The sequence below is a fragment of the Nitratidesulfovibrio sp. genome (assembly GCF_040373385.1).
Classification (GTDB): domain Bacteria; phylum Desulfobacterota; class Desulfovibrionia; order Desulfovibrionales; family Desulfovibrionaceae; genus Cupidesulfovibrio.
Genome location: NZ_JBDXXH010000008.1, coordinates 143,563 through 161,588 on the forward strand (window position 1 = coordinate 143,563; position 18,026 = coordinate 161,588).

At 67.9% G+C, this 18,026-nt stretch carries 12 protein-coding genes; 3 read left to right on the top strand and 9 right to left on the bottom strand.

What is annotated here, in order from left to right:
* Positions 1–490: 490 nt before the first annotated feature.
* Positions 491–1,102 carry an Hsp20/alpha crystallin family protein gene (locus tag ABWO17_RS13750; protein ID WP_353119467.1) on the bottom strand — a complete coding sequence of 204 codons (612 nt, stop codon included), beginning with the start codon at positions 1,100–1,102 and terminating at the stop codon, positions 491–493.
* Between the two features lie 477 nt (positions 1,103–1,579).
* Here ABWO17_RS13750 and ABWO17_RS13755 point away from each other — a divergent pair, with 477 nt between their 5' ends.
* The 3 genes from ABWO17_RS13755 to ABWO17_RS13765 all read left to right on the top strand — a co-directional run bounded on the left by ABWO17_RS13755 (position 1,580) and on the right by ABWO17_RS13765 (position 6,356).
* Positions 1,580–3,775: a malate synthase G gene (locus ABWO17_RS13755; protein ID WP_353119469.1), complete on the top strand. Its 2,196-nt coding sequence runs from the start codon at positions 1,580–1,582 to the stop codon at positions 3,773–3,775.
* Between the two features lie 209 nt (positions 3,776–3,984).
* On the top strand, positions 3,985–5,283 hold the full coding sequence (locus ABWO17_RS13760) for a hypothetical protein (RefSeq protein ID WP_353119471.1): 1,299 nt from the start codon (positions 3,985–3,987) through the stop codon (positions 5,281–5,283).
* Positions 5,284–5,606: 323 nt separating this feature from the next.
* Entirely contained in the window at positions 5,607–6,356 is a 750-nt protein-coding gene (locus tag ABWO17_RS13765) for a type 1 glutamine amidotransferase domain-containing protein (protein ID WP_353119473.1), read from the top strand.
* A 258-nt stretch (positions 6,357–6,614) separates the two neighbouring features.
* Here the strand turns inward: ABWO17_RS13765 and ABWO17_RS13770 are convergent, their stop codons facing one another.
* From ABWO17_RS13770 to ABWO17_RS13805, 8 genes are all read right to left on the bottom strand, one after another.
* The gene (locus ABWO17_RS13770; RefSeq protein ID WP_353119475.1) at positions 6,615–8,168 is read right to left on the bottom strand and encodes a protein-tyrosine phosphatase family protein; all 1,554 of its coding nucleotides are present in this window, start codon (positions 8,166–8,168) and stop codon (positions 6,615–6,617) included.
* Entirely contained in the window at positions 8,165–10,819 is a 2,655-nt protein-coding gene (locus tag ABWO17_RS13775) for a PEP/pyruvate-binding domain-containing protein (RefSeq protein ID WP_353119477.1), read from the bottom strand. Before ABWO17_RS13775 ends, ABWO17_RS13770 begins: the two co-directional genes overlap by 4 nt.
* A gap of 138 nt (positions 10,820–10,957) precedes the next feature.
* Positions 10,958–11,317 carry a response regulator gene (locus tag ABWO17_RS13780; protein WP_353119480.1) on the bottom strand — a complete coding sequence of 120 codons (360 nt, stop codon included), beginning with the start codon at positions 11,315–11,317 and terminating at the stop codon, positions 10,958–10,960.
* Positions 11,318–11,561: 244 nt separating this feature from the next.
* Positions 11,562–13,724, bottom strand: a complete 2,163-nt coding sequence (locus ABWO17_RS13785) for an ATP-binding protein (protein WP_353119482.1) — start codon at positions 13,722–13,724, stop codon at positions 11,562–11,564.
* Positions 13,721–14,665 (bottom strand): phosphate/phosphite/phosphonate ABC transporter substrate-binding protein, encoded by a 945-nt coding sequence (locus ABWO17_RS13790; protein WP_353119484.1) that lies wholly within the window; start codon positions 14,663–14,665, stop codon positions 13,721–13,723. The genes ABWO17_RS13785 and ABWO17_RS13790 overlap by 4 nt, the downstream gene beginning before the upstream one ends.
* Positions 14,666–14,691: 26 nt before the next feature.
* Positions 14,692–15,366 carry a hypothetical protein gene (locus ABWO17_RS13795; RefSeq protein ID WP_353119486.1) on the bottom strand — a complete coding sequence of 225 codons (675 nt, stop codon included), beginning with the start codon at positions 15,364–15,366 and terminating at the stop codon, positions 14,692–14,694.
* 87 nt (positions 15,367–15,453) lie between these two features.
* Positions 15,454–16,596, bottom strand: coding sequence for a sulfite exporter TauE/SafE family protein (locus ABWO17_RS13800; protein ID WP_353119488.1), 1,143 nt, complete (start codon positions 16,594–16,596; stop codon positions 15,454–15,456).
* Positions 16,597–16,692: 96 nt separating this feature from the next.
* Positions 16,693–17,469 carry a DUF169 domain-containing protein gene (locus ABWO17_RS13805; RefSeq protein ID WP_035067782.1) on the bottom strand — a complete coding sequence of 259 codons (777 nt, stop codon included), beginning with the start codon at positions 17,467–17,469 and terminating at the stop codon, positions 16,693–16,695.
* Between the last annotated feature and the right edge of the window lie 557 nt (positions 17,470–18,026).

Sequence of the window (18,026 nt, forward strand, 5' to 3'; positions counted from 1 at the left end):
AAAGGGACGAGTGAAAAAAGAGGAGTGTCTACTGTGACAGGCTGGCAGGTTGCGCGACAGGTGTCAACGTGGCCGGAATGGCGCGACGGGCGCGGGATGGCGGTGGGGAAGGAACTGTCCGGTCGGGTGGCCGGGCGCGATGCGGCCCACGCCCCGGTCCGGACGAAGGGCCACACGAAAAACGGCGGAGGGGGTTTACCCTCCGCCGTCGGCGTGGCGAGTGCCCAATGTCCCGAAGCACTGAACGGACCGCCCGGCTGTCGGTTGCCACCGGTTGCCGTGCGGACTCCATGAGTGCGGGGCATGGGGGCCGGAATGCCCGCCGGGTGCCAGTGCGGCCCGGCGGACGGTGTGCGGCATGCCGCGTGTGGGAGGGGGCTGCGGGTTTGGCTCGTGCCTGTCCCGTGTGCTCGTGGCCCCGTTTGTCCTTGGTCCCGTCTGTTCGTGGTCCCGTCCGTTCGTGGGGCGGCCTGCCCGGGCGTGGTCCCGGTCAGGCGTGGCACCCGGCGCGCGGGGCGTCCTCACCGGGCACCCACACGCATTCCTCCGACGAGGCACGGGGGATGCTGACGGTCAGCACGCCGTCATTGACCGAGGCGGAAAGCCCCTCGGCCACCGCGTCGTCCGGCAGCACCAGAATGCGCCGGAAGCTGCCGGGCTGGCGTTCCATGCGGTGCCAGCCCCGGCCCTTGTCGCGCGAGGACGACCGCGTGCGGCCCGTGATGGACAGCCGGTTGCCCTCGGCCTTCACATGCAGGTCGGCGGCATCGCCGTCGCCCATGCCGTTGTCTTCGATGCGGGACAGGCCGGGCACATCGGCCACGACCATGTAGGTGTCGTTTTCCACCGCAATGTCCACGTCCAGGCGGCGGGCGTCCTTGAAGCCGCATTCGGCGGGTTGTTCCGGCAGGGCCTCGTACAGCAGGTCCATGGTGCCCGCGAATTCCAGGGCTTCACGCAGTGCGTCCGCCTCGCGCGAGCATTCCACGTCGAAGGGAATGGGCGCCACGAGGCTGCCATCGTCATGCCGGTCGGAACCGGCGTCATCGCGTTCGGCACCCTTGTGGAACCAGTTCCGGGGGTGCAGTGCGTCCAGTTTCATGGCGGTTCCTCCGTTGTCGTTACCGGCGCGCCATGCGCCCCGGACGGGAACCCGGATGCCGACCACCGTGCGCGCGACAGTGCCGGAAACGGCATGTCGGGCCTTTCGGCCAGTGCCGACCGACGGGGATCGGCTTCGAAGGGGCGGGCACGGCGGTGGCCGCGCAGGTTCCGGGGCGGACGGCGTGCGCCGGTCCATGTTTGAAAATAGTTATCATCGCCCGAAAGGCAACCGCCTCGGGAATGATTCCGGGGGTCACCTGCGGTGCGGAACCCGGCGGAAGCGCGGGGGCGTTGCAATGGGGGGGCAGGCCGGGTATGCCATTGAAATGGGGCCGGAGTCCGCGTTGCCGCGCGCGGCTCCCGCCCGTGGGCATCGGTGGGTGGCGGGGCGCGTTCCGGCGTCCGCCCGCCTTCGACGATGCAGCCCGTTTTTTGCCGCTTCCGGCCCGTTCCGCCAACGTACAGGAGCACAAACATGACGCAGCGCGTTCAGGTGGGTGGCCTGCAGATCGCAGCGCCGCTGTATGACGTCATCGTCCGCGACATCGCGCCGGGCACCGGCGTGGACCCCGACAGGTTCTGGACGGCCCTTGAGAACATGGTGGAAACCATGGCCGACAGGAACCGTTCCCTGCTGGCGAAGCGGGCCGAATTGCAGGACGCCATCGACGCATGGCACCGCGAGCGGCGGGGCGCGCCGCACGATGGTGCCGCCTACGAGGCCTTCCTGCGCTCCATCGGCTATCTGGTGCCCGAAGGGCCGGACTTTGCCGTGACCACCGAAGGGGTGGACCCGGAAATCGCCCTGGTGGCCGGGCCGCAACTGGTGGTGCCCATCACCAATGCCCGCTACGCCCTGAATGCCGCCAATGCCCGCTGGGGCAGCCTGTACGATGCCCTGTACGGCACCGACGTGATTTCCGAAGACCCGGCCCAGGGCGGCGCGCCGCGCGGTGGCGCCTACAACCCCGCGCGCGGGGCGCTGGTGGTGGCGCGGGCTGCCGCCTTCCTGGACGAGGCCTTTCCGCTGGCCACCGGCAGCCATGCCGACGCAGTGCGCTACGACGTGCGCGGCGGCAAACTGGTGGTCACCCTGAAGGGCGGCGCGGAAACGGGCCTTGCCGACCCCGCCCGTTTCGCCGGGCATGCGGGCGCGCCCGCCGAAGGCAACGGCGCGGTGCTGCTGCGCAACCACGGCCTGCATGCGGAAATCCGCATTGACCGCGAGCATTCCATCGGTCGCGAGCACGCCGCCGAGGTGCGCGACGTGGTGATGGAGGCAGCCATGACCACCATCCTCGACTGCGAGGATTCGGTGGCCGTGGTGGACGGCGCGGACAAGGCCCTGGCCTACCGCAACATGCTGGGCCTGTTCCGGGGCGACCTGTCGGCGGAATTTCCCAAGGGCGGGCGCAGCGTGCTGCGTACCCTGAACCCCGACCGCGAGTACATCGGGCCGGACGGGGCCGCGTTCTTGCTGCCGGGCCGCAGCCTGCTGCTGGTGCGCACCGTGGGCCACCTGATGACCACCGACGCGGTGCTCAACCGGTCCGGCGAAGAGATTCCCGAAGGCATGCTGGACACCATGGCCACGGCCTACATCGCCCTGCACGACCTGCGCGGCACGTCCAGCTTCCGCAACAGCCGCACCGGCGGGGTGTACATCGTCAAGCCCAAGCAGCACGGGCCGGAAGAGGTGGCCTTTACCGCAGAGCTGTTCCGCATGGCGGAAGACGCCCTGGGCATGCCGCGCAACACGTTGAAGATCGGCATCATGGACGAGGAGCGCCGCACCACGGTGAACCTGAAGGAATGCATCCGCGCGGCGGCGGAGCGGGTCATCTTCATCAACACCGGCTTCCTGGACCGCACCGGCGACGAAATCCACACCTGCATGGAAGCAGGGCCGGTGGTGCGCAAGAACGCCATGCGCGGCGAACGCTGGATCATCGCCTACGAGGACTGGAACGTGGACGTGGGCCTGGCCTGCGGCCTTGCCGGGCGCGCCCAGGTGGGCAAGGGCATGTGGGCCAAGCCCGACATGATGCGCGAGATGGTGGAAACCAAGATCGGCCACCCCAGGGCGGGCGCCAACTGCGCGTGGGTGCCCTCGCCCACCGCCGCCACCCTGCACGCCATGCACTACCACGCCGTGGACGTGGCCGCCGTGCAGAAGACCCTGGCGGGCCAGCGCCGCGCCAGCCTGGCCGACCTGCTGACCCTGCCCCTGATGGAGCCCGCATCCCGCCCCACCCCGCAAGAGGTGGAAGAGGAACTGGCCAACAACGCCCAGTCCATCCTCGGCTACGTGGTGCGCTGGGTGGAGCAGGGCATCGGCTGTTCCAAGGTGCCGGACATCACCGACGTGGGGCTGATGGAAGACCGCGCCACCCTGCGCATTTCCAGCCAGCACATCGCCAACTGGCTGCACCACGGCATCTGCACCCGCGACCAGGTGGTGGCGGTGCTCAAACGCATGGCCGCCGTGGTGGACCGCCAGAACGAAGGTGACCCGGCCTACCGGCCCATGAGCGCCGACTTTGATGCCAGCGTGGCCTTTCAGGCCGCCTGCGACCTTGTCCTGCTGGGGCGAGAGCAGCCCTCCGGCTATACGGAACCCATCCTGCATGCCCGCAGGCAGGAGGCCAAGGCCAGGTTCGGCATCAGCTAGGGCGCGCATCGTCTGCCGCCGCAAGCGTACGCCCGATACGAGTATCCCCGCCGGAAGACACTTCCGGCGGGGTTTTTCGTCTGGCGGCTGCGGGGCGTTCGTCGGGTTGGCCGGAAAATAATGGCACTGTGCGGTCGCTGCGGTATGGCGCGAACAGGGAAGGACGTAACGCGCACAGGGGCCGGGCCGCGCCCGGCAAGGGGGCCGTCATGTCGGATGCCAACATTTGCGGCAAGGATACCAAGATACTGCAACAATTCCGCACCACCCTGTCGGCCCAGGCCGGGCTGCTGGCCCGTGGACCATTCAAGGGAACGGATGTGCACGCTGCCGTGACGGCCCGGCTGGAGAAACCGGATTTCTCGTGGGACGACGCCTACTTCGTGGAACAGAGCCTTGCCCCGTTTCATACCGACGAACGCGTGCTCATCGAGATAGAACGGCTGTTGTCACAGGCCCGCAGCATCATGGACCCGGACACGGCGGGCTTCTACGCCGAGGTGGACCCCAAGGCCATGTCGTCCCAGTGTCGGCGGGAACTGTTTGCGCGCATCCTTGTGGACCTGCAACTGGAATCGCAGAAGCGCGAACGGCGCAAGTGGCTGCTGGAACGCACCTGCAAGTCTCTGGTGTGGCTCATGCTGGGGACCTTTGCGGTCATGCTGTTCCATGCCGAACTGTCCGCACTGGCGGCCTCCGCGTTCTGGCTGGTGGCCGGGTGGCTGGTCAACTGGCTGCCGGGCGGCATGGGCTCTGCCGGGCTGCCGTGGAGGGGGCCGGGCATCGGCCAGGTGATGCTGCTGGCGCTGGCGGGTGGCTGCGCGGGCGCGCTGGTTACGGTGGCCCTGCGCATGAACAATTATTTCAAGACGTCGCGCCTGCGCGAGGTGGAGTCGTACGCGTCGGTCTGGTACATCGGCAACCGCATGCTCATCGGTGCGGTGGGGGCGCTGGCGGGGTGCTATCTGGTCAACGCCAAGATCATCTCGCTGTTCAACATCAACGACCTGTTTCTGCCTTTGGACGCGGGGGGCGGCATGCAGGGCGGGGCCGCCGTGTACAACATCGACGTGCTGAAGACGGTGGTGGTGAGCATTGCCTTCGGCTGTTCGGAATACTTCATTCCCGCCACGTTCGGAAAACTGCCCGGCCCGAAGGCCGACGCGGGCGGGGCCACGGCGACCACTGCCGGGGCCACCGTTGCGCAACCGCAAGTGGCCACTGCGCCGCACCCGTATCCTGCGCAGGGCGCCCGCCCCGGCAAGGCCGCCGGGGCGGACCGCGATACGGCATTGATGGAGCAGCCGCCAGCACCTTCGCCAGCCCCGCCAGAGCACTCGGACCCCCTGGACTTGCTGGACCGGCTGAATCTGGACGAACGGCTGGACGCGGAGACTGCGGAGCGGGCGGACGCGCCGGACAATACCCCGCCCGCCCCCCGTCCGGTCCCTGATGCGGGCAAGGGGGCGGCAGGCTCCGGCGGCGGCAGTGCCGGAACCGGCGCCTGACACCGGGCCGGGAGGCGTACGGCGGATCATCGGAGAATCATCGGACGGGCAATGTACGGAATGCGGAGAAAGCCGCCGCCACACCCCATGGCGGCGGCGTTCCTGCGTCCTGCTCCCGTCATGGCATCTCGCGCCCCGGCGGCCTGCCGCGCGTCTTTCCCCTTGCCCCCTCCCCCGGCCTTCATTATGTTGGGATAATGGACGATCCACCCCACTGTCCCTCCAGCCGTTTGGGGGTGCCGGTCAGCGGCGCGCGGATCGTCCCGGAATTATCCGCATTGGCCACGGCTGGCCGCTTGCCGCCGTCACATAGGGAGGTTGCCATGAAGGTGTTGATGATCGTCACGTCCAACGACAGGCTGGGCGATACCGGCCACAAGACCGGGCTGTGGCTGGAGGAACTGGCCGCACCCTATTACGTGTTCACCGATGCCGGGGCGCGGGTCACCCTGGCCTCGCCCAAGGGCGGCGCCGCACCCGTGGACCCGCGCAGCGAGGCGGATGAGGCCCAGAACAGGACCACCCGCCGCTTCACGGCGGACCCGGCGGCCATGGCCGCCCTGAAGGACACCGTGCCGCTGGCCGAAGTGCGGCCGGAGGACTACGACGTGCTGTTCTACCCCGGCGGGCACGGCCCGCTGTGGGATCTGGTGGACGACCCGCGCTCGCTGGCCATCATCGAGAACATGCACCGCGCGGGCAAGCCCGTGGCGGCGGTGTGCCACGGCCCCGCCGTGCTGGTGCGGGCCACCACGCCCGACGGCAAGCCGCTGGTGGCCCGGCGCAACATGACCGGGTTTTCCAACGCCGAAGAGGACGCGGTGAGCCTGTCACGGGTGGTGCCCTTCCTGTTGCAGGACGAATTGACCCGCCTTGGCGCCAGGTACGAGCGCGGCCCGCTGTGGGAACCGCACGTGGTGGCGGACGGGCTGCTGGTCACCGGGCAGAACCCGGCCTCGTCCGAGCGCACCGCCAAGGCCGTGCTGGAAGTGCTGGCCCGCTCGTGCGGCTGCGCGCCGTATTTGGGCGAACCCATCAGGGAACCGGGAGAGCCGGGCGCGCCGGGAGCGTAGCGTAAAGGCGAAAGCGGGTGTGCCGGGCGCTTTCTGACGGGGTGACGGGATGGCAACATGTCGCCCCGCAAACGGGAAAATGACAAGGGCAGGCGGGTCGATACGACCGTCTGCCCTTTGTCGTCGCATGTCGCGCGGATGGGGGGCGGGAAGCGGCGAGCGCCTGTGGGCCTGCCCTGTCAGTCGGCGGGCCGAGGCTGTTGTCAGGCGGCCTTGTCCGGGATGGCCTGCCGTCGCCGTCGTAACCTGTTGTCTCCGTTATCTGTCGCCGCCACCGTTGCCGTTCGTCGTGGGCCGCAGCAGGCAGGCGATGGCGTGGAACACGGTCTGCACGTAGCGGCCGGACAGCACTTCCGGCAGGGGGAAGCAGGGGGGATCTTCGGAGGGTTCGCACCCGGCCAGCGCGGTGAAGGTGCGGCGCGACAGCTCTTCCAGCGGTTGTTCCAGCATCTCCACCCACAGCCGCTCGCCCTCGCCGGGGCCGTCGCCGGACAGGTCGGAACCGGACAGGTCGGAGCCGGGCGGGCCGGAGCCGGGCGTCGCATGGGCGGTCGGCGGGATGTCCGACAGGCGGCAGCGCAGCGGGCGGCGGGCGAAAAGCATGCACCGCCCTGCGGGTTCGCCGGGGGTGACGGATGGGGCGGTATTTTCCGGGGCGGGGTTTGCGGCGGTCTCACCGGCAGCCGCCGTTTCAACTGGCCCACCCACCTCGATCATCCCGTCTGCTCCGCCCGGCCCAACCGTTCCAACCGCTCCAACCGTTCGGGCCAGCAGCGGACAGGCGGTCCGGTTCGCCGGGACGTTGGCATCATCCGCCCCACGGAAGGGCACGCCCGCATCAGCGCCCATATCCCTGTTGGGAACGGGGACGGCTGCGGACTCCATGCGGGGGGCGCGGTACGCCCGGCAGGCCTCCTGCACGGCCCCGCGCTGGGCGGCGGTCAGCAGGGTGTCGGCGCTGCGGGCCAGGGCCGCCGCCTCCACCAGCGTCACCACCGGGGGCACGCGGCAGCAGCGGGCATGGTCGCGCCCGCACTGCGGCGCGTTGGCCATGTGGGGCATGGCGCGCAGGGCGGCATCCAGCCGGGCGGCCAGGGCCTCGTATTCGGCCAGCACGGGCAAAAGATCGTCATGGCGGGCGGGTTCCGGCGCGGGTTCGCGCAGGGTAAGGGCGCGGTTGCGGCGCCCATAACGGCGCAGGGCGCTCCACTGGCGGTAGTTGGCGGGCTTGGAACGCAGGCGGCGCATCAGGCGTTCGGTGCGGCGTTGGCCCAGCCCCCGGCGCAGCAGGTAGGCGTTCAGCACCGTGCCAGTGCGGCCTATGCCGTAGCGGCAGTGAATGTACACCCGGCGGCCCAGGTACACGGCCTCGTCCAGCCAGTCCAGGGCCTGCTCCAGTGCGGCCTCGTCCGGGGCGTGTTCGTCCTCTATGGGCAGGTAGAACACGTCGAAGCCCCGCTCCTGCTCCAGGTCGGCCAGCACGCACAGTTCTTCGCACAGGTTCAGGATGGCCTGGATGCCTTGCTCGCGCAGGGCATCGAGGTGTTCGCGCGTTACCGGCGCGGGCCCGGCGGCGATGTGCTGGGTGACCCAGGTGACCGGAAACGTGGGATGGCCCGACGGGGCCTGGGTGGTCAGGGCGTTGCGCAGGAAGGCCGCCACCCCCCGCGCGGCGCGTTGCAGCAGCCCCCCCTTGCGGGACGAGCCGCCGTCCTGTCCTTCGGGTGTCGGGGCCTGCGACGGCCCGCGCGCGGGGCCGCCCGGCGGCGGTGCGGCTGGCGGGGCGGATGGGGGCTGCGCGGGCGCGGTCATGGCGCGTTCCCGCTCGCGGTATCGAGCCGGGACAGGAAATCGTCGGCCATGGCCTCCGCCTCGTCCACATCGCCGATGCGCACGTCCAGCAGGCGCGTTTCCGCCAGCAGCATGCCCAGCATGGCAAGGCGTTTCTGGATCACGGCGTCGGCGTCCGGGCCGTGGCGGGCGTCCAGCAGGTCGCCGCGTGTCTTCACGGCAAAGCCCTGGCGGGCCAGCACCCGTTCCAGCACCCGGATGCGCAGTTCGCGCCCTTCCGCCGCCGCGCCGCCGCCCTTGAAGCGGAACTGGATGTAGTTGGTGCGGTCGTCGGGCGAGCACAGGGTGTCCACCAGCGCGAAATGGTAGCCGAAGCGCATCATCAGGTGCGCGTAGTGGGCGGAGATCACCGCATAGCTGGCCAGCTGGGGCGCATCCCGCCGGAAGATGCCCCCGCTGATGCGGTCCAGCTCGTTCCAGTCCGCCGCCGGGGGCATGTTGGCCCACAGCTCGCGCGCGGCGGACAGGCCGAACCACAACGCCCACATGGGTGTGGAGCGGAAGTCGTCGGGGCCGATCTCTTCCTTGCCCGCCGCCGTGGGAAACAGCCCGTCCTCGATGTTCAGCACGTACATGATCATGGGCACGTCGGTGCGCAGCTTCTTGGCGCCGCCAAGGCCGCGCCCGCCGCGCCCCACGAGGGAGAACATCTCGGCCACGCCGCGCTCGTGGGCAAAGCGCACCAGATCGTGCATGGACCGGCAGTTTTCGGGCGCGAAGTCGCTGGATGCCGGGTCCGTCAGGTTCAGCTTGGCGATGTGCTGCATGGCCCGGGCCAGACGGCGCATGCCGCCGCGCCGTTCGCGGGCCGCTGCCGCAGCCTTGCGCCGGGCTCGGGGCCGCGAACCGTCCCCCGTTTCGTGGGGGGGCTTGCCCGCATGCACCCGGCCCGTGGCCCCGTCCACGGTGACCACTGTTCCATCCGGAATGGCCGTGAACGGATCGGCGATGCCGGTGACCACGGGCAGCCCGAACTCGCGGGCCACCGAGGCGAAATGGCAGGCCCGGCTGCCGGTCTGGGCCACCACGGCCTCCAGCCGGTCGATGATCCGGGTCAGCGAAGGACCAAGGGTGGTGGTGACCAGCACGGTGCCCTGGGGCATGTCGCCGATTTCGCAGCAGATGGCCGCATGGCGGGCCGTGCCGCTGCCCACCCCGGCGGAGACCGGTTCGCTGCCTTCAGCCAGCAGGGGCAGGCTGTCATGAGCTGCGCCAAATGCAGCGGGTGCGGGGGGCGCGGCGGGCGCGGTGCCTTCTGCGCCGTCCATTCCGTTCGGGCCATCCTGCCCGGCATCCGGCCCCTTTTCCGCCCCGGCGGTCTGTTCCGGCACGATGCCGTGTTCCGTGCCGCCGGGCACCGGGCGCGACTGCACGATGAAGATGCGCCCCGCCGTATCCAGCACCCATTCCACGTCCTGCGGCTCGCCGAACAGGCTTTCCAACTCGCGGCCATAACGGGCCAGGCGCTTCATGTCTTCGGTCGTCAGCAGGGGCGTGGTCGGCACCGGCTGCGCAAGCGTGGCCCCCACGGCTTCGGGCCGTTCCAGAATGCGGCTGCGCGGGCGGCGCGACAGCCACGCCGATTGCGCGGGCGTGTCGCCGCTGACCAGCACGTCGCCGGTGCCCGCCACGGCGTGCACGGCGGTGACGCCCTCGGCCAGTTCCTCTGCGGGCAGGCGGCGCGGCGGGTCCGGGTCGCGGGTATAGATCACCCCGGCGCAGGCCGCGTCCAGCATGGGCATGAGCAGCGCGGCCATGGGGGTTTCCGCGTCGGCCAGGCCATGCAGGATGCGGTAGGACAGGGCGCGCGGCTGGTACTTGGAGGCCACCACCCGCTTCCAGGCCATGCCCGCGTGGCCCGGTTCCACCCCCAGCACGCTGGCGTACTGCCCGGCGAAGGACACCGGGCCGTCTTCCGCCACGGCGCTGCTGCGCACGGCAAGCGGGGCGCGCAGGGGACTCATGGCGTAGGCGGCGGTAAGGATGTCCTCTTCCAGCCGGGGCGGCAGTTCCGCCTTCATGATCATGGCCCGCAGTTCCTCGGAAATGGCGGCCAGTTCGTCGGGACGCGACAGGCGCAGGCTGCGCAGGCGCGCGTCGATGGGCTCGCGCAGTTCGTTGTGCTCGATGAAGTAATGGTAGGCGGCGGCGGTGACCACCGTGGCGTCGGGCACGGGCAGCATGGACTGGCTGCGCACGGTGGCCAGGCGCGCGGCCTTGCCGCCCGCGCGGTCCGGGTGCTGGTGCGCTTCCGCCAGGGGGATGACGTAGGGGGGGGCCAGGTCCGGCTCGGGCACGCTGACCGCCATGCGCATGTAGAAGGCGATCTTGTTGCAGTAGTCGGCAAGGCCCATGTACCGGGCGGGGTTCATCTCCATCAGCTGCCCCAGCATGGCGCGCACCGCGTCGTCCAGCTGGTCGGCCAGTTCGATCACGCGCGACCAGTCCACCTTCTCGTTGCCGTAGTGGATGTCCTCCAGTTCGGCGATGAGTTCGAGGCTGCGCGAATCGTGCCGCAACAGCTCGCGGAACGCGTTGTACTTGCGCCGCAGCAGGGTGCCGGGCGCGAAGACCTGGTAGGTCCAGTGACGGAACAGTTCGCCGATGGCCATTGCGCTCCCTTGCGAAAGTGGTGATGGCGGAGACAGGGCATCAGGCTCGGCAGGACAGCGTTGACGCGCCCGGCCCGGCCCTTGCCGGTCGCCGTTTCCGTGACCGCACGGGCGTTACCCGTCCCTAGCGCCCGGGCGCTACGCGCCCAGCACCTCTGCCACCTTGCTTTCCAGTTCGTCCTTGTCGATGGGCTTCACGCAGTACTCGTTGGCACCCAGGCGCAACGATTCGCGCGCCGTTTCCAGGGTGGGGTAGCCGGTCAGCATGATCACCCGGATGTCCGGGCGCAGCTTTTTCATTTCTTCCAGCACCTCCACCCCGGTCATGCGCCGCAGCTTCATGTCCAGGATGGCCAGGTCCGCGCCCCTGCCGCGCACGTGGGCAATGGCCTCTTCCTCGTCCGTGAACACCGAGACCGCGTGCCCCTTGCGCTCCAGGATGCGCTTGATCAGCACCCCCGCGTCGATGACGTCGTCCAGCACGATGATGTCCGCCATGGGCTTCCTTCTTTGTTTTCTGCCTCTTGTTCCGGGGCGTGTGTTGTTTTTGTTCGCCTCCGGCGGGCAGGGGGCATCCGCCCCCTGCACCCCCTTTTGGGAAAGATTACCCGACAAATAAACGGTTTAGGGGGGAGCCCCAGCCGTTGGTGAGCGCGCAGCGCGAACCTTACGGATGGGGACAGCAACGCGGGGTCCGGGGAGGGAGACCCTTTGCCTCAGCCGTTAGGCGAGCTTGCAAGCCTTACGGCTGAGGCAAAGGGTCTCCCTCCCCGGTTGTTTTCTCATTTTCGGAATTTTGTACCTTGGCCCTGGGGTCGGTATCGGGCAGGTCGGCGGCACCCAGCGGTTCCAGGGGCAGGACCACGCGGAACACGGTGCCGGGGCCGCGCGTAGCGCCCTGGGGCATGCTTTCGTCGATGAAGCCGGGCGGCAGGGGGCTGTGCGCCTCTATGAACCCTTCGTGGTCTTCGATGATGCCGAAGGACACGGACAGGCCGAGGCCGGTGCCCTTGCCCACGGGCTTGGTGGAAAAGAACGGGTCGAAGATCTTTTGCAGGTTGGGTTCGGGGATGCCGATGCCGGTATCGGCGAACCAGGCGGTGACGGTCATGTTCATGATGTCCAGCCGGGTGCGCACCTTGATCAGCCCGCCGCCCGGCATGGCGCCGGAGGCGTTGTGCAAGAGGTTCATCCACACCTGCTTCAGCTTTTCGGGCGCGCCGTAGATGACGGGCAGCCGGTCGTCGAGGTCGGCGAGGATGGTCACGTTCTCCAGCGAGAAGGTGTGGCGCACCAGCGAGACCACTTCCATGATGGAGTTGTTGAAGCACATCTCCTTCTTCTGGCTTTGGGTCTGGCGCGAAAAGCCCAGCAGGTCGGAGACGATCTTGCGGCAGAACTTGGCCTGCTTCTCGATGATTTGCAGGTCCTGGTGCATCTGGGCGTCCGGGGGCACGTCCTCTTGCAGCAGTTGGGCGTACCCCAGGATGATGCCGAGGGGGGTGTTGATCTCGTGCGCCACGCCTCCGGCCAGCTTGCCGACAGATTCCATCTTCTGCGACTGGATGAGCTGGTCCTGGTAACTGCGGATGGCGGTAATGTCGCGCGCGGTGGACAACACGCCGATGATGCGGCCGGTTTCGTCGGACACGGGCACCTTGACCAGATGGAACCATTCGTCGCGCCCGTGTCCGAAGTCGGAAGCGGTTTCGTTTCCGATGGTGTCGCGGCGGTCCTGCGATTCTCGGTACACGGGGTGGCCGCCGGTGAGGATGGCGCGGTTTTCGGCCACGCGCAACTCCGCCGTGTCGCGCGGAAAGATGTCGAAGTCGCTCTTGCCGATGATCTCGGACGGGGGCAGGCCCAGCGAATCGGCAAAGGCCTTGTTCACGGAAAGGTAGCGCAGGTGCTCGTCGAGCAGGGCCAGCCGGTCGGGGGTCACTTCCAGGATGGTGCGCATGATGCCCTGCTGGCGGGTCAGGTCGCGCTCGGTCTCGCGCAGTTCGGCGATGTGGGCGCGCAGGGCGTGGGCCATGACGTCGAAGGTGTCGGCCAGTTCCTCTATCTCGTCACCGGCAAAGGTTTCGTACACCTCGCACTGGCGGCACTGGGCGAGCTTTGCGGGGTAGGCCCTGCCGTCGCAGCCCGCGCAGGCGGTGCCCTTGATGTACCAGCAGCGGCGTTCGGTGTCGCCGTAGGCGGGGCAGTCGGTGCGGCCGCACAGCCGCTGTTCCCAGCAGTTGCGCCGGGCGGATGTGGTGGCGGGCAGGTGCAGGTTGCCGCGCACGATTTCTTCCGCGTGTTCCTTCAGCGCGCCGATGCGGGCGGTGATGCGTTTGGCGAAGTGGGCGCTGATGACCACGGCCACCAGCAGCGCCACCACCGAAAGCCCGCTGATGGCGAAGATCATGCCGTTGACCACGTCCAGCACCTTGGTGCGCGAAAGCCCGATGCGGATGGTGCCGAATTCGCGCCCGCCCACCATCACCGGCGCGGCAAAGTCGTAGATGCGCTCGCGCCCGGTATCCAGCAGGCGCACGGCAAGGTGGCCGTCTTCGGCCTCGTTGGCTTCCAGCAGGTCCAGCGGAAAGGTGCGGCCAAAGGTGTGGGCCAGCACCTGGCCGCGCTCGTCCGCGATGAAGGCGTAGACGATGTCGCTGTCCACGTTCAGCAGTTCGTCCACCAGGTTCTTCAGGCGCAGGAAGTCGGTGGACAGCATGGGGTCTGCCGCGCGCAGGGCCAGGTTGGTGGCCAGTACCGCACCGCGCCGCTTGCTTTCCTCTATGAGCGCGTTGGCCGCGATGCGGGTGACGAACAGGGCCAGCAGCGCGGCCACGAACAGCACGATGAGCGTGATGCCGAGGTTGAGCTTGCGGCGAAAGTTCAGGCGGCGCAGCAGGTTCATTCCAGCCCCACCTTGGACGGGTCGAGCCGCAGCTTGGAAAACAGTTCGCGGCAGGGGTCGTAGTCGCGGTCGGTGGTGGGAATGATGCCGCGCATGCCTGCGGCGGCCAGGATGCGTTCGTGCTCTGGGTCGTTTTCCGAAAGCGCGAACAGGGCGCTGGCGATGCGCTGCACGATGTCCGGGTCCAGCCCCTTGCGCGCGGCATAGACCCAACTGGGGTATTCGCGGGTGTTGGCCACCACCTTCAGGGCGGAAAGGTCCACCTTGCCTTCCAGGATGCCCAGGGTGCCCTCGCGGATCGAGGCGATATCGTAGCGGCCCGCGTACACGCCGAGCACGGCTTTTTCCTGCTTGCCGCCGGGGCCGGGGGCAAAGGCGATTTCGGCGAAGTCGCTTTCCGACAGGCCCTTGTCGCGAAAATGGCCCAGCACGAACAGGTAGCCCCCGGCGGAATAGGGGTCCACGGCGATCCAGCGCTTGCCCCGGCAGTCCTGTTCGTTCCTGATGGCGGAGTTGTCGGCGCGGGCGATGATCTGCCCCCGGAACGTGGCCCGGCCCGAAGGTTCGACGATGCCCGCGAAGGCCCGCGCGCCGCTTTGCGCCAGCAGCACGTAGGTCATGGGGTTGGAGAAGGAGATGTCGATCTCGCCGCGCTCCACCATGCGGCGGTGCGCCTCGAAGGTGTCGGGGAACACCTGGCGGATGGCGAGCCCCGTGGACTTTTGCAGGTATTCCACAAGGGCGCGGTGGCGCAGGTACGAGGTGGAGTGCGAATACTGGGGCAGGTAGGCGTAGGTGATGGCGGGTACCGCTTCGGGGGCCTTCACTTCTGCCCGGCGGGTCATGTCCACCAGGGTCGCGGGTTCGCTGTCCCACCATAACTGGATGGCGGCGGCGACGACCATGACAAGGGCGGCTATGGCGAGAAAGCGTGTGCGCACCGGCGGCTCCGGAAGTGAAAGGCGGGCTAGCCGCCGTCTCGACTGTTGTGCGGGGCGTGATGGGCGTGACTGATCGGACCTGGGCGGCTATCGGAACCGTCGGGGGCAAGGGCCGAGGATTCCGGTGCGTCGGGGGTTGCGTCGGGGATCACGCCGGGTGGCGGCGTGGCGGCCCAGGCCTGCAAGCGGGTGAACCACCCAATTCGGGACATGGCGCTGGCATAGGTGACGCGCAACGGAATGTACAGAAGCAGGAACCAGAACAGCGTGGAGGGCTGCTGGCCGATGAGCGGGGCGTCCCACGGCAGTTCCGGGGTAGCCCCGGCAAAGCGCATGTCCATCCAGGCCAGGGCGAAGGGCAGGGGAATGATGGACACGCAGAACATGGCCCCGCCCAGCGAGAAATAGTGGCCGAAGGCATCGTGGGCCTGGCTGTTGACGGCCTTGTAGCTTTCCTTGTCGCCCGCGCGCAGGGCCGCTTCCGATAACTTGTGATGATGCTCCATGCCATGGCGCAGTTCTGCCAGGCGGCGGCGGTTGAGGCGCGTGGCGCACAGCGAAAAACCGCTGCCGAGCACGATGCACCACAGGGCCAGCACTGCCGTGCCCAGCACGAAGCCTGCCAGGGCGTTGCCCGGCAGCCGGTAGGGCGCGATGAGGAGGGGGTCCAGCCAGGCAAGGGCGGCGTGCAGGGTGTCCATGATGCGTCAGGTTGCCTTCGTTTGCGGAAAAAGGAAAGGGGGCGGGACCGTGGCCCCGCCCCCCGGCGTATACGGCGGGATGCGCGGCTAGCCGCCGAACATCTTGATGTTGAAGAAGCCGCGCAGCACGTAGTCGATGCCGACGTACAGGGCCAGCACGATGAAGATGCGCTTCAGCAGGGTGTCGGAGAAGTACTTGGAGGTGCGGGGGCCGATGACCGAGCCGATGAAGATGCCCACCAGTTCGGTGCCGATCATGGTCCAGTCGAGCGGGGTGCCCTTGCTGACCAGGGTGGCGATGGAGGTGACCATGGAGATGAGCACGGCCAGGGCCGAGGTGCCGGCGGCCAGGTACATGGGCAGCTGCGAGATGCTGGTCAGGAACGGCACCAGCAGGAAGCCGCCGCCAACGCCGAGGAACGCGGCGATGGCGGAGATGACGATGCCGCCCACCACGGGCAGGATGGGGTTGAACTGGAACTCAACGCCCGAGAAGGTGAACACGCACTTGGTCAGGCTGGTGGAGAGGACGTGCACGCCGATGGCCTTTTCATCGACCTGTTCGCCGCTCTTGATCTTCTTCACCGTTTCTTCAAAGGCCTTGGCCGCTTCCTTGGCCTTCTTCTTGGAAGCCTGGCCAGCGGGAGAGGTTTCCCAGAACAGGTACAGGCCCAGCACCAGCACGAACAGGCCGAAGTAGCCCTGGTACTGCGAGAAGGACACCTTGCCCGCGAAGAAGTATGCCGAACCCCAGGCACCGGCCAGCGAACCCGCGCCAAGGGCCAGGGCCAGCGGCAGCACCAGGCGGCCCATCTTGTAGTAGTTGAACGAGGAGATAAGGGCCGAGAAGCCCACCAGCCACTGGTTCGACGCCTTGATGGAGTCGGTGGCCACCTTGTTCAGGGGCAGGTCCTTGCCCAGCGATTTTGCGTAGTTGCCAAGGCCGAACACCGACATGTGGCCGACACCGGCCATGACGCCGCCGAACGCGCCCACGGTGGAGAAGATCCAGCCTACCCACACCGCCCAGGCAAAGGACAGGATGGGGCTGACGTGGGGGGCGCCGGGAATGCCGAGGAAGCCGGCGGGGTCATCGGCCTTGACCTTGCCGGCCTGCACGGCGCCGTCAATGGCGTCGGACAGCTTGTCGGCCCAGGCGGGCTCGAACCACAGAAGGCTTACGGCAACGACGGCCGCGAGCAGCAGCAGGTGTTTGGTGTGCTTGGACACGGTCTCTCTCCTTGGGATGGTGTTTCGGTGCGCTTCCGAAATGGGAACGGGGGCCGCCGCCCACGGGGGGCGACATGGCGGCGGCCCCCGTCGTGCCTACTTTTCTTTCTTGAAGATGATCAGCGGACAGTTCTTGCAGATGTCCGCACCGGGGAAGTTGTCGCCGGGGCGGGTGATGGCGCCGCTGCCCAGGTTGCGCTTGCGTTCCAGCAGGCGCTCCACGGTAAGGCCCATGTGTTCGCCGGGGATCACGAAGTTGATTTCGCCGCGTTCGGTCTTGCCCGCGTTGTAGCTGCCGGAGCAGGCGGGCAGCATGTTGGCGGTCTTTTCCTGGTACGAGTACACGGTGCCGCCGCAGGCGGAGGAATTCATGGTCACGTTGGTCTTCAGCGGGTGCTGGTCGGTGGCGGCCATGTAGTCCACGGCCAGGTGGTAGGCCTGCATGTTGTCACAGTAGAAGTGAACAACGGAAGGATCGACCACGGCGTCGCCCAGCGGGCCCACGGCGATGGCCTTCAGCCCTTCGGGCAGGCGCGGCTTGGACCGCACGAACCGCTCGGCCTGGGCAAGGTCGCGCACGTACTTGGCGTGGCTCTTGATTTCGTTGTCGTCGATTTCCTTCCAGCCGAAGGAGACCAGGGCGTTGGAGCAGCCCAGGCCCTCGGGGCCGGACAGCACGGTCTGGCCCTTCATGCGCGCGGCGATTTCCCACTGGCAGAAGGTCATGGGCTTCACGGGCAGGTAGAACTCGGCCTTGTCCTTGAAGGTTTCCAGTTCCGCCTCGTCGAAGAAGAACTTGACGGCAATGGGGTAGTGGTACAGGCGCAGTTCGTCCATCAGGACCTGCTGCATTTCCTTGTAACTCAGCGACATGAGAGATCTCCTCGGGCGCGTGGCCCGTGTTGCGTGTAGTGCCTGCCTGGGCGCGGCGTGGCCGCGCGGCCTGTGGCGGGTACCGCCGCTCTTCAGGCTTCCCGGTCGCCTCCCCCGCATGTCCGCACGTGTGTGCGGGAGGGGGACGGCTTCAGGGGCTGGTGCCGACGAAGGCGGGTGCGTGCCTTTGCCGGGTGCCCGGTGTGGCGCATCCGGTCGTTCTGCCTGGGCCTGCCAGCCGGGGCAGCCGGATGCGCGATGGCGGCGTGTCGGTAGGCCGCCCCTACCAGCGGTAAAAAAACCGGGCAACGGAAAACGGGAATGCGAAAAAATGTACTTTTCGCACAAGCTAAGCATGGTTGTGGTGTGTATTCTTGAGAGGTTTATGTGAAATAAATAATGATGAATAATTCTAAAAAATTAAATTCATGCGAGGTGGGTTCAAAAGGCGACTAAGGAGAAGGAACGGGGCATTTGCCCGTCTGCATACCATATCCTGCCTGGAATGGACATGCGAATGTGACGCAAATCCGATGCGGTGATGGCGTGCGTCACAC